This window comes from Streptococcus rifensis, from assembly GCF_053203525.1.
Genome location: NZ_JBRUCW010000005.1, coordinates 1 through 12,047, shown reverse-complemented (window position 1 = coordinate 12,047; position 12,047 = coordinate 1). Strand labels below are relative to the sequence as shown.

At 41.8% G+C, this 12,047-nt stretch carries 12 protein-coding genes; all 12 read right to left on the bottom strand.

Annotated features, from left to right (window positions below; genetic code table 11):
• Positions 1 to 138: 138 nt before the first annotated feature.
• Entirely contained in the window at positions 139 to 1,071 is a 933-nt protein-coding gene (locus ACVRYP_RS04180) for a nitronate monooxygenase (RefSeq protein WP_447467504.1), read from the bottom strand.
• A gap of 234 nt (positions 1,072 to 1,305) precedes the next feature.
• Positions 1,306 to 2,223 carry an MBL fold metallo-hydrolase gene (locus ACVRYP_RS04175; protein ID WP_447467503.1) on the bottom strand — a complete coding sequence of 306 codons (918 nt, stop codon included), beginning with the start codon at positions 2,221 to 2,223 and terminating at the stop codon, positions 1,306 to 1,308.
• A gap of 30 nt (positions 2,224 to 2,253) precedes the next feature.
• Positions 2,254 to 3,360, bottom strand: a complete 1,107-nt coding sequence (locus ACVRYP_RS04170; protein WP_447467502.1) for an acyl-CoA dehydrogenase family protein — start codon at positions 3,358 to 3,360, stop codon at positions 2,254 to 2,256.
• 10 nt (positions 3,361 to 3,370) lie between these two features.
• Positions 3,371 to 4,276: a LysR family transcriptional regulator gene (locus ACVRYP_RS04165; protein WP_447467604.1), complete on the bottom strand. Its 906-nt coding sequence runs from the start codon at positions 4,274 to 4,276 to the stop codon at positions 3,371 to 3,373.
• Between the two features lie 127 nt (positions 4,277 to 4,403).
• Complete coding sequence (locus ACVRYP_RS04160) at positions 4,404 to 5,057, bottom strand: 3-oxoacid CoA-transferase subunit B (protein ID WP_447467501.1); 654 nt, start codon at positions 5,055 to 5,057, stop codon at positions 4,404 to 4,406.
• A gap of 4 nt (positions 5,058 to 5,061) precedes the next feature.
• Positions 5,062 to 5,784, bottom strand: coding sequence for a CoA transferase subunit A (locus ACVRYP_RS04155; RefSeq protein WP_447467500.1), 723 nt, complete (start codon positions 5,782 to 5,784; stop codon positions 5,062 to 5,064).
• 11 nt (positions 5,785 to 5,795) lie between these two features.
• A complete protein-coding gene (locus tag ACVRYP_RS04150; RefSeq protein WP_447467499.1) occupies positions 5,796 to 6,575 on the bottom strand; it encodes an enoyl-CoA hydratase-related protein in 780 nt (259 codons plus the stop codon).
• 470 nt (positions 6,576 to 7,045) lie between these two features.
• Complete coding sequence (locus ACVRYP_RS04145) at positions 7,046 to 8,236, bottom strand: L-lactate MFS transporter (RefSeq protein WP_447467498.1); 1,191 nt, start codon at positions 8,234 to 8,236, stop codon at positions 7,046 to 7,048.
• Positions 8,237 to 8,256: 20 nt separating this feature from the next.
• Entirely contained in the window at positions 8,257 to 9,435 is a 1,179-nt protein-coding gene (locus ACVRYP_RS04140; protein WP_447467497.1) for an acetyl-CoA C-acetyltransferase, read from the bottom strand.
• A 30-nt stretch (positions 9,436 to 9,465) separates the two neighbouring features.
• On the bottom strand, positions 9,466 to 10,314 hold the full coding sequence (locus tag ACVRYP_RS04135) for a 3-hydroxybutyryl-CoA dehydrogenase (protein WP_447467496.1): 849 nt from the start codon (positions 10,312 to 10,314) through the stop codon (positions 9,466 to 9,468).
• A 91-nt stretch (positions 10,315 to 10,405) separates the two neighbouring features.
• Positions 10,406 to 11,614 carry an acyl-CoA dehydrogenase FadE gene (gene fadE, locus ACVRYP_RS04130; RefSeq protein ID WP_447467495.1) on the bottom strand — a complete coding sequence of 403 codons (1,209 nt, stop codon included), beginning with the start codon at positions 11,612 to 11,614 and terminating at the stop codon, positions 10,406 to 10,408.
• 338 nt (positions 11,615 to 11,952) lie between these two features.
• Positions 11,953 to 12,047, bottom strand: a 95-nt coding sequence (locus ACVRYP_RS04125; RefSeq protein ID WP_447467603.1) for an IS3 family transposase, incomplete at its 5' end; no start/stop codon positions are given.

Here is a 12,047-nt window from a genome sequence, read left to right as displayed (position 1 = left end):
TAGTGAATCACGAGACAGGTGGACTCCTGCAATAACTTACTCTAGTCCTTATTATACCAAAAACATTACTTAAAAGGACAGGGAAAGTCCCTGTCCTTAATGTATAAGAAAAATTCTTGAGGCAAACACCTCCCTTAACTAACAGTCTATTGTAGTCTGTGACAAGACTTTCTTCGCTTCATCAAAGAGATCTTCGATAATCCTAGCACATGGCTTAACTTCTTTGATAAGTCCAGCAATTTGCCCACTCATCATCGATCCATTAACCGCATCTCCCTCGTAAACAGCCTTAGAGAGAGACCCAAGTGTAATTTCTTCTAACTCTTCACGATCAGCTCCATTACGTTCTAATTCAATGTATTTTTCTGTCATTTCATTGCGGATACAACGAACAGGAGCCCCTGCAATCCGACCTGTAACAGCTGTTGCTGTATCATTAGCATCGAGTATAGCCTGCTTATAGGCATCTGAGATTGGACACTCATCGGAAGCCAGGAAGATAGTTCCTAACTGAACACCCTGTGCTCCTAATGCAAAAGCTGCCGCAATACCACGTCCGTCACCCATACCACCTGCAGCCACAACAGGGATATCAACTGCATCAACTATTTGTGGAATCATGGACATGGTGGTGCTTTCACCAATATGTCCGCCTGCTTCACAGCCTTCAGCAACGACAGCATCAGCACCCAACTCCTGCATTTTTTGGGCATGCTTCACACTAGCAACCACAGGAATCACTTTGATGCCCGCTTCTTTGAGATAAGGCATGATAAACTTAGGTGTTCCTGCACCAGTCGTCACAACAGGTACTTTTTCTTCAATGATGACCGTCACGATTTCTTCAATGTTCTTCATCATAAGCATAATATTGACACCAAAAGGCTTATCAGTCAATTGTTTCAGTTCTCGAATTTCTTCGCGTAGCTGTTCACCAGTCATCCCCCCTGAAGCAATAATCCCTAGACCACCTGCTTCAGATACAGCAGCAGCCAATTGATAATGCGCAATTTGTGCCATGGCTCCTTGGAAAATAGGGTATTTAATATTAAGTAATTGTGTAATCGACATGTTTTTACCTCCATTTCTTTATTAATATGATAACGTTTTCTTTTTAAAAAAGCAAGTGAGATTTGCAACTTATAATACTGATCAAAAATGAACAAAACCTACCAGGCTTTATTCTATAGGGTTCAACATAAGTTGATTTTATACAACTATAATTATTTATTATAAATTAGTTATTAGGCCTAATTTTTAAAAGGATAAAAAAGGGAGAACTAGCTGTCCTCCCTGCTCATCATATCAATGCATTACTGCTGGATCTACGATTAACCGCTTATCCTGCTTGTCCGAAAAATCAACCAAGGGTTGGCGCAGACGCTTGACACATTCTGTAACCTTTTGGCCTGTCTCGTCAAATTGCAAGACAGCATAGAATTGGTCGTGATAGAAGAAGAATTTATAACCTTTCTCATAGGCTTCTTTAATCCACTTATCTTTAGCTGCAATCGAGTTCATAGGGTAGTCATCCACCGCCGCAACCCAAAGTGGATTTCTATGCGCATGGGTGATAAGGAGATCTGACAAGTGAATCATGGTCTCATCCCCTTGTTTTAAGAGAATGATACTAAGGCCATTACTATGCCCACCTGCATGGTGTAATTCTAGACCAGGAGCGACTTCCAAAAAGTTATCAAAGGTCTCGACCTGTTCCTGAACGGCCTCCCAGTTTTCCTTGAGGTAGGTTCCCCGTGTCCTAGCATTTGGACGGCGTACCTCATCCCACTCAATCTCCTGAATATAAATGGTCGCTTTTGGGAAGGTCGATACAATCTCATCTCCATCGATACGGGTCAGTCCACCAGCATGGTCATTATGCATATGGGTCATGAGAACAGCGTCAATATCCTCAGCTGATAGCCCCAAATGGTCCAGGCTTTCTAACAAGCGGTTCTCTGAAATAATACCCAAATTACGGCGCTGTTTCGCATCTAATTTTTCCGTACCAAGGCTGGTATCAATCAAATAATGCTTATCTCGATAACTAAGCAAAATAGGATCAGTCATTTCAGCCATAAGTCCATCCTCTGTGGTCGGATAAAAACGGGACCAAACAGCTTTTGGAACAGGGCCAAACAAGGTCCCAGCATCCGTGTATTTATCAGCACCTCGTAACCAAGTTAATGTCATCTCACCAAATTGATAAGTCTGTAATTCCATCTCTTTTTCTCCTTTTCTATCTGCTTTTACTTAGAGCCACGCCTGGGCCACACTCTTTTTGAGACTATCGGTTGATCCACCATAAAGCCCTGTCACCTTGGCATCATTAACATAACGTTCCAAATCATTATCATCCATAAAACTATAGGTTCCAATCACTCGGACCACTTCATCAGCTATGTTTTGTGCTGTTGCCGTCGATAGCAACTTTAGCATTGCGACCCGTCTCTGGTCAGACATATCCGACTGAATGTAATCATGATAAAAGGCCTCACATGCAGCTAATTGAACTTCCATGTCCGAAAATTTAAATTGGTTGACAGAAACATCCATTAAACGTCCACCAAAGCCTCGCTTTAAAACACTTAGAGCCAGACCTTTTTGAAAAACACCTTCAGCCACCCCAAGGGCCTGAGCACTGATTGCCAATCGCATCTTAACCAAAATTTGAGACAGATAAGAAAGGCCTTCATGGTAGCCATCACCAAGGAAGGCTTCCTCAGGAATCTCGACACCTTCAAAGCTCACAGATGCCAAGGGGAGGGCCTTCATACCAGATTTAGCAATAGCCGGTCCAATAGTGACACCCGGCGACGCCGCATCTACAATAAAGATGGCGGTTCCTTTGCTTCCTTTTTCTGGAACCGTTTGCGCAAAAACGAGAAAGAGACCTGCTACTGATGCATTAGAAACCATGTGCTTTTGGCCATCCAGTATCCAGCCTCCCTCTACTTGACGCGCGAGGGTCTGTGGCATACTCTTTTTAAGTCTAACATCTTGCTCTGAAAAAGCAAAAGATCCTAGGATTTTCCCAGAAACCAACTGGTCAAGGTAACGTTCTTTTTGTATTTGCGTCCCAAATTGATTCAATGTCCACAGTACATAGATGCCCTGAGTAAGAATAATACTAGCTAGTGAAGCAAATTCTTGAGAAACCAAGCGTATCGCTTCTAAAAAAGTCCGCAATCCTACCTCTGGCTCTTCCGATACTAGTAAGTTAAAGACATTGGTTTCTGCAATAAACTGAAGCAACAGCTGATCTGGAAATTCTTCTGCCTTGTCAAAGTCAGCAGCCTTATCAGCAAGCTGTTCTGCGGAAAATTGAGAAACCTTATCAAGTACATCTTGTTTAAACATGGTATCCTCTCTATTCTGAAACTGGCATATAGAATAACTTCAAAAACTCTTCGTATACTAAGGATTCAACTTCGGTAGATTTAGACTTAAACGGTCTGCAGAACCAAATATTAAAGGGAATAAAATCTCTAAACTTGACCATAGTAAACTTATCTTGATCGAGAATCGACTCAATCGGTCCTGGCAGGATACTGACGGTATCTGTCCCCTGCATAGACTCAATTAAATAATCCCAACTGGAAGAGAGATGCGTTAAGGGAGCATTTACCTTTTCCTTTTTCAGTTTTTCATCAATCAATCCGTAAGTGATAAAGGTCTTAATAAAAGTTGCAAGGTGATAACCTTCTAAATCGGACCACTCTAAAAGGTCTTTTTGAGCGAGAGGATGAGACTTGTCCATAAAAGCTACATACTCATCCATTTGAATGATATGTTGCTCATATTTATTAGAATCAAGACTGGTCGGTTCAATCAAGATGGCGTAATTAAGTTCTTCAGCGATCAATTTTTGCCTTAACTCCAGCCCGCCACCTTCGATAATTTGAATATCAATCTGAGGATGGCTATGCAAAAAATTCGGCAAAATCCTTGAAAAATAAAAGCGTAAGATTAAAGAAGGCAACCCTAAACGAATCGTTCCTTGTTGCTTGGCCGATTCACTTTGAATAGCATTTTGCATTTCCTCATATTTACTAATAATTTCAGTCGAATAACGAAAGATCCGTTCACCTGCTTCCGTCAAACCGTCTAAACGGCCATTTTTTCGGTGAAAAAGCTTGATATTTTCACTTTCCTCAAAATTTTTTACGAACTGACTGAGTGCTGATTGGCTAATATGAATTTTTCTAGCTGCGAGGGAAAGGTTGCAACTACACTCTACGATATTTATAAAATAGTACATCTGTACAATATCCATTACTCTTATTGCCCTTTCTTTAATGACACTATTCATTATATCATAGAAACCGCTCTTATTTGAAAATAACGTTTACATGCCTCCCCCAGTATGGTGAAGGCATGTGATTTTATTTTTCTTATTGTCTTTAGATTGGCATGGTAATGACGTCATCAGCGACAATAACATCACCAGCAGTTTTTTCAACGACTTCTTCAACGGTTACACCTGGCGCAACTTCTTTCAAGAGGTATTTACCATCTTGGAAATCAAGGACAGCCAAGTCTGTAATAACGCGTGAGACAACTCCTTTGGCAGAAAGAGGAAGCGAACACTCTTTAAGAACTTTAGATTCGCCCTTCTTGTCAACATGCTGAATCGCTGCAATCACACGTTTAGCACCGACCAAAAGGTCCATGGCACCACCCATCCCTGGCGCAAACTTACCTGGGATCAACCAGTTTGCAATACTAGCGTCTTGGCTGACTTCAAGTGCACCTAGCACTGTAGCATCCACGTGACCACCACGAATAATAGCAAAGGAGGTTTGGATGTCAAAGGTTGACGCACCTGGTAACAGAGTAATTGGAGCACCCCCTGAGTTTGCTAGGTTAGGATTATAGGTTTCAGCTGTTGGTGTTTCCCCAAAACGAAGAGCACCATTCTCAGCCTGAAGGATGACATTAACGCCTTCTGGGATAAAGTCTGCAGAAGCATTTGGAATACCAAAACCAAGGTTAACAACATCTCCATCACGAAATTCAAGAGCTACACGGCGTGCAATAACTTCTTTTGCGTTCATTTTCTTACCTCACTGCTAATCTATTCGTTTCTGACCACAAGTCGCCCATCATTTTATTATGCTCTTCTCGTGTCAAACCTTGTACAACATAGTCTACCAAGATACCTGGAATATAAACATCGTCTGGTGCAATTTCACCTATTTCAACGATTTCATTCGTCTCAACAATGACAACGTCTGCTGCTAAAGCCAGCTGAAGAGAGATATTTTTTGTCGTACCATCGATATACAAGTTACCATATTTATCTGCCTTCGTTGCTTTGATTAAGGCTACATCTAACTTCAATGGATCGTAAATCAAGTATTCACGCCCATTACGAGTAATCTTCTCTTGGGTTTCTTCTAAGATTGTACCAACACCAGTAGGGGTCAACACAGCTCCAAGACCTGCTCCTGCAGCATGAAGACGTTCAACAACAGTTCCCATTGGGGTGAATTCCACTTCCATGTTTCCACTGAAGTATTCTTTTTGTGCTGAAGGCGATGTCCCAACGTGGGCTGCAATGTATTTTTTAACTTGTTGATTTTCGCAAAGGCGACCTACCCCGATTTCTTTTCCTGGATAAGCCGTTACGACTGAAGCAAGAGTCAAGTCCTTGGTTCCTTGTTCTACCAAACCCTCAATCAACTCCAGTGGCTCTCCTACTCCTAGGAAACCTGAAATTCCAACTGTTTGTCCTTCTTTAATGAGGGAAACTGCTTCTTTTAATTCTACGATTTTCGCCATTTTACGTTCTCCTATTTCCGTTTAAAGGTTGCTTTGCGTTTTTCGACAAAGGCTCCCATACCTTCGATCTTGTCTTCAGTTGAGAAGAGTAATGCTTCTGCTTCTGTTTCTAAACGAATAGCATGCGATAGCGGCAAGTCTGCACCAACACTGATGACGTGTTTAGCTTTTTCAACTGCAAGTGGCGCATTCTTCATAATCTGGCGTGCAAGGTTTTCAGCCTCTTCTAACAACTTATCCGCTTCCACTAAGTGGTTCAAGATCCCAAGTTCTAAAGCTTCTTGAGCCTTGACATTGCGAGCTGTGTAAATCAACTCTTTAGCCTTACTCACACCAATCAGGCGTGGCATACGCTGTGTACCAGCAAAACCTGGAATAATACCGAGACCAACTTCTGGGAACCCGACTAAAGTGCGCTCATGGCCGAGACGAATGTCGGTAGAAAGTGCCAGCTCCATACCCCCACCGAGAGCGTATCCATTAATGGCTGCAATAGTTGGCTGGCGAAGATGTTCCAGTTTAGAGAAGGTATCGTTGGCATAGGTCATGTATTCGAAAGCTTCAGTCGGTGTCATCTTATCCATCTCTTTGATATCTGCACCAGCAACAAAGGCTTTCTCACCTGAACCTGTCACGATGACAACACGAATCTCTTCGTTTGTTTGAACTTCATCTAAAACAGTGTTCAAATCGGCCAAAACCTGTGAACTTAATGCATTCAAAGCTTCTGGACGATTAATTGTAATGTAACCAATTTGCTCTTTGACTTCTAGCAAGACAGTGTTACTCATAATTTGTTTCTCCTATTTTGAATCTTGTAATCGGCGCCTAGTGTCAACAAATGCACCAAAAATCCCTCAAAATGTAAAACGCTTACAATATTATTGTACCAGCTTCTCTTTCTTTCGTCTACTTAAGAAAAGTTAATAGTCCTATAAGTTTTACTTATAAAATAATACTCAACTAAAATCAGAATCTGAATATTGTTTGTTTAGACAGACGATTGATTTGAAGGCCGCGGTATAAAATGGATTGAGTGCGACTGTGATAAGCTAGAAAATTTATGTATTGTTTAGATTAATGGTGTTTAGGAAGCAAATCTTTAGTGGATTTCATAACGATTATCAGATTTTGATTTTCAATGAGTATAAGTGCCTATACGACGGAACATTTCTAGTGGATAATTGACATATCTATTGCAAAACCAAAAAATTGCGCTTCACATGCTGAGAAGCGCAATCTTGATTAAAATAAGGAAACACTAGGTTTTCTTAGCTTTGCCGTTGTAATAAAGTTGCAAGAGGATACCAACGACAGCCATACCGATAACAATAAAGAAGGCAGTGGTGTAATCACCATTATTAGCTTCTTTAATCTTAGTACCGATCTGCGGTCCAAAGATTGCTGCTACACCGTAGGCTGTAAACATCCAACCGTAGTTTGAACCAGCGTTTTGAACCCCCCAGTTTTCTGCTGTGATACCTGGGAAGGATCCTAGGAAACCACCGAAAGATAAAGCAACCATCATGACTCCGGCAACTGCTACAATAGCTCCAAAGTTTTGGTTGTTTGCAAGCAAGAAGAGCCCTACTGCAACGACCACAAACATCGCAATAACCGTATTGTAACGTCCAATTTTATCAGAAACAGTCCCCCAGAACATACGGCCAAGAGTATTGGCAATACTCACCAACATCACGACTTGAACTGGATCACCAAGTGAATAGGTTGTTGCAATATCACTGGCAGTACCGATAATCATCATACCACCTGTCGCTCCCATCGTGTAAACGGCCCAAAGTAGCCAGAATTTCTGGTCTTTCAGCATTTCCTTGTAAGTTTTACCTTGCGGAACTTCGGCACCAGTTGCTTGTTCTGCCACAGGGGCTTTTTCCATTACAAGAGAAGCTAAACAGATCACAATAAGGAGTGCAATTCCAAGAATGTTAAATGTTTTATAGACGCCAACTGAGGCAATCAGTTGTTTAGCAAGTGGTGAGATAATCAATGGGCCTAAACCGAACCCTGCGGCCGTCAAACCACCAGCCAAGCCTTTCTTATCTGGAAACCACTTTACAGCCACAGATGTTGCTGCACCATAAGCAGAACCAATACCAAGACCAAGAAGGACTCCATAAGTGAGGTAAAGGACTGGAATCGTTGTGGCAAATCCTGTCAAGAACATCCCTGATCCGAAAAGAAGGCCTCCCAAGAAAACAAATTTTTTAGGTCCCATCTGGTCCACCTTAGGACCAAAGATAATCATACCAACTGGTACCATTGCAAAAGAAATACTGAAGGCAAGGGAAGTCTGAGACAAGGCCCAGCCCTTATCAGCATTGGTTTCCAACAAAGCTTTTTGGAAAACAGACCAAGCATAACCAGCACCTAGAGACAAGTTCGTCAAGACAGATGCTAAGAGAATAATCCAACGATTAGGCGTTTTTTTCATAAACCAATCCCCCTTTTTGACTATCGTTCAACAATAACAGCTGTTCCCATACCTCCACCGATACAAAGTGTTGCTAAACCACGTTTAGCATCACGTTTTTGCATCTCATGGAGAAGGGTAACAAAGATTCGAGCACCTGAAGCACCAATTGGGTGACCAAGGGCAATCGCACCACCATTAACGTTAACAATATCAGGATTTAAACCAAGTTCTTGGTTTACCGCACAAGCTTGTGCTGCAAAAGCTTCGTTTGATTCTATCAAGTCAAGATCTGCCACTGTCAAACCAGCTTTGTCAAGCGCTTTACGCGATGCAAAGATTGGCCCACAACCCATCAGTTCAGGCTCCAGTCCAGCACTGGCATAAGACTTAATGGTTGCCAAAATCTCAAGGCCAAGCTCTTCCGCTTTTTCACGGCTAGTCACGACAACTGCTGCTGCACCATCATTGATACCAGATGCGTTACCAGCTGTAACGGTACCATCTTTCTTGAAAGCTGTACGCAATTTCGCCATACCTTCTAACGATGCATTTTCACGTGGGTATTCATCTGTATCGAAGATAACTGGATCCCCTTTACGCTGAGGGATAGTCACTGGTACAATCTCTTCTTTGAAACGTCCAGACTTCACAGCTGCAACTGCCTTGCGTTGTGAATGAACCGCAAAACTATCTTGTTGCTCACGAGTGATACCGTATTTAGCCGCAACGTTTTCTGCTGTAATACCCATATGATAATCATCAAAAGCATCTACTAAGCCATCGCGCAAAAGGGTATCTACTACCTGGCCATTGCCCATACGAGCACCCCAACGTTGACTTGGAAGGACGTACGGTGCTTGACTCATGTTTTCAGCACCACCTGCTACCACGATGTCAGCATCCCCAAGAAGGACCGCTTGCACTGCTAATTGGATAGTCTTTAGCCCTGATCCACACACCTTGTTAATGGTGAATGCTGGACTAGAAATCGGGATCCCTGCTTTCACACTAACCTGGCGAGCCATGTTTTGCCCCATACCGCCACTAAGGACATTCCCCAAGATAACTTCATCAACTAATTCTGGTTTAATCCCTGCTTTTTCGAGAGCTCCCTTAACAACGGTCACTCCCAAATCAACAGCTGACACATCCTTCAAGGAACCACCAAATGTTCCGATTGGAGTCCGAACTGCTGATACAATAACTGCTTCTCTCATGTTTTTAAAACCTCTTTCAACCTATTCTGATTAATATTCAAAGAATCCTTTGCCAGTCTTACGACCCAGTTTGCCCGCTTCCACCATTTTCTTAAGTAATGGTGCTGGACGGTATTTAGGATCATTAAAGCCATTGTTCAAGACATTCATGATAGCTAGAACGACATCAAGGCCAATCAAATCCCCTAGAGCCAGTGGGCCAATTGGATGGTTGGCACCAAGTTTCATCGCAGCATCAATTTCTTCAGCTGTCGCAACACCTTCACCAAGAACGAAGACAGCTTCGTTGATCATTGGAATCAATATACGGTTTACAACAAATCCATAAGAATCAGCGACTTTTACAGCTGTTTTATTGATTTGACCAGCTATTTCTTCCATCGTTTTAGCTGTTTCTTCTGATGTTTGCAGAGCGCTGATAATCTCAACCAGTTTCATCAATGGTGCTGGATTAAAGAAGTGGAGACCTACAATCTTGTCAGGACGTCCAGTTGCTGCAGCGATATCAGTAACTGACAAGGAAGATGTGTTAGAAGCCAAAATAGTTTCAGCTGGTGTAATCTCATCCAATTGCTTAAAGATACTCAGTTTGATATCTCGGTTTTCAGTCGCCGCTTCCACTACTAATTGTGCATCTTTAGCATCATTATAATCCACAGATGGGATTAAGCGACCATAGATTTCTTCAGCTTGTTCTTGCGTGATGCGTTCACGTGCTACTGAGCGTGCCAATTGCTTTTGGATTTCTTTTAAGCCACGTTGTACAAATTCTTCTTTAATGTCATTAAGGTAAACAGTGAAGCCAGATTGCGCAAAGACTTGAGCAATACCGCTACCCATTTGGCCTGAACCAATTACCATTACTTTTGTGATTGTCATAATCTTATCCTTTTTTCTTCAATTTCTTTAACTGAAAGAGGAGGACGGCTCGAATGACCACAGCCTCTTACCATTCCTCCAACTTCATTTTTTATACAAATGCACCGATACCGCCAGTTATCTCACGACCAACGATCAAAGCATTGATCTCATGAGTACCTTCATAAGTGTAGATAGCTTCTGCATCAGTGAAGAAGCGAGCCACCTTAGTTTCAGTTGTGATACCATTACCACCACATACCTCCCGTGCAAGAGCGACAGTTTCACGCATACGAAGGGCATTGTGTAACTTAGAAAGGGCTGAGTTCAACATCACTTCTTGACCTTCTTCTTGTAATTCGGCCAAGCGAGCTGAGTAGGCAATAGTCGCTACAACGTTAGCTTGCATACGAGATAATTTTTCTTGTACCAACTGGAAGCCTGCCAGTTTACGGCCAAATTGTTCACGAGTTGTTGTCAAGTCAAGTGCTGCGTTAAAGGCACCGGCTGCGATACCCATCGCAATGTAGGCAACATCCGCACGCGTGCGAACAAAGATACGGTTAACATCTTTAAATCCGTTGATGTTTACCAAACGATCTGCATCATCTACTTCCACATCTTTCAAGGTGATGTGGCCGTTGTTAACCAATCGAAGAGCAATCTTGTGTTCTACGTTCTCAACTGAGAGACCTGGGCTACCACCTTGTACCATAAAGCACTTGATTTTTCCATCTTCTGTATCACGAGCAAAGACTGGAATAAAGTCAGCTGTCTTAGCGCCACCAATCCAACGTTTTTCACCATTGAGGATCCACTTGTCTCCACGACGTTCAGCTGTTGTTGCAAGACCACTTGCAATATCTGAACCATGATCAGGCTCTGTCAATGCGAAACAGGTTTGTCCTTGGAAGGTACGAACCAAGGTTCCATATTTCTCGATTTGCTCTGGGCTACCACCTAAGAGGATTGTGTTATAACCAAGACCACCGTGTACAGTGAAGAAGGTTGCTACAGAAGCGTCAAAACGTGCCATTTCCAAGTAAAGGAAGAGATTATATAATTCGCTAGCTTTCCACTTGTCTTCACGACCTTCGAACAAATCTGGATGATCCATGATGCGTGCTGCAGCGAATGCTCCCAAGATCTCTTCACGTGGAAGAGCTGCTGTTTCATAGCTATCAATTAAAAGAGGTTCTACACGTTCATGCAATTCTTTACGAAGATTCTGAAGAACACGAACTTCACCTTCAGTTAGTTTTGATGCATAAGCAAACAAATCTTCTGGGTACATTTCTTTCACGATTTCTGCAACTGACATAATAAATACTCCTTTGTATTAAAAAATTAGAATGTAAGTGTTTGTTGTAAAGCGTTTACATTTTGTTGACACTATTATAGTACCTCGAAAGTCTAAAAAAATCTACTTAATTAAAATTAATAGTGCTATAAGTTGTAATTATAGAAAAGCAAAAAACCTATGAAACCAGCTTTTTTTAATATTTTATCGTCACAAAACAAAGAAAACGATTACAACTATTGGTTGATCTTCTTTCTCTTTTTTAAGATTTTTCCTCCAAAAAACTGTGAAAGAATAATAAAAAAAGAAAAGAGGCTGGGACAAAAGTGTACTGACCCCAAAAAGTTAGACAGGAAATATTAGTGAAAGGATTTAGTTCTGTACTGCACAGGGCTAAGTCCTTTTAGTTTAGTCTTAATGCGTTTGTTATTGTAGTAAAAAATGTAATCGGTGA

Bases quoted from the DNA above. Each gene is read 5' to 3' on its own strand.
- ACVRYP_RS04180 (WP_447467504.1), bottom strand. From the start codon at position 1,071: ATGTCGATTACACAATTACTTAATATTAAATACCCTATTTTCCAAGGA.
- ACVRYP_RS04175 (WP_447467503.1), bottom strand. From the start codon at position 2,223: ATGGAATTACAGACTTATCAATTTGGTGAGATGACATTAACTTGGTTA.
- ACVRYP_RS04170 (WP_447467502.1), bottom strand. From the start codon at position 3,360: ATGTTTAAACAAGATGTACTTGATAAGGTTTCTCAATTTTCCGCAGAA.
- ACVRYP_RS04165 (WP_447467604.1), bottom strand. From the start codon at position 4,276: ATGGATATTGTACAGATGTACTATTTTATAAATATCGTAGAGTGTAGT.
- ACVRYP_RS04160 (WP_447467501.1), bottom strand. From the start codon at position 5,057: ATGAACGCAAAAGAAGTTATTGCACGCCGTGTAGCTCTTGAATTTCGT.
- ACVRYP_RS04155 (WP_447467500.1), bottom strand. From the start codon at position 5,784: ATGGCGAAAATCGTAGAATTAAAAGAAGCAGTTTCCCTCATTAAAGAA.
- ACVRYP_RS04150 (WP_447467499.1), bottom strand. From the start codon at position 6,575: ATGAGTAACACTGTCTTGCTAGAAGTCAAAGAGCAAATTGGTTACATT.
- ACVRYP_RS04145 (WP_447467498.1), bottom strand. From the start codon at position 8,236: ATGAAAAAAACGCCTAATCGTTGGATTATTCTCTTAGCATCTGTCTTG.
- ACVRYP_RS04140 (WP_447467497.1), bottom strand. From the start codon at position 9,435: ATGAGAGAAGCAGTTATTGTATCAGCAGTTCGGACTCCAATCGGAACA.
- ACVRYP_RS04135 (WP_447467496.1), bottom strand. From the start codon at position 10,314: ATGACAATCACAAAAGTAATGGTAATTGGTTCAGGCCAAATGGGTAGC.
- fadE (WP_447467495.1), bottom strand. From the start codon at position 11,614: ATGTCAGTTGCAGAAATCGTGAAAGAAATGTACCCAGAAGATTTGTTT.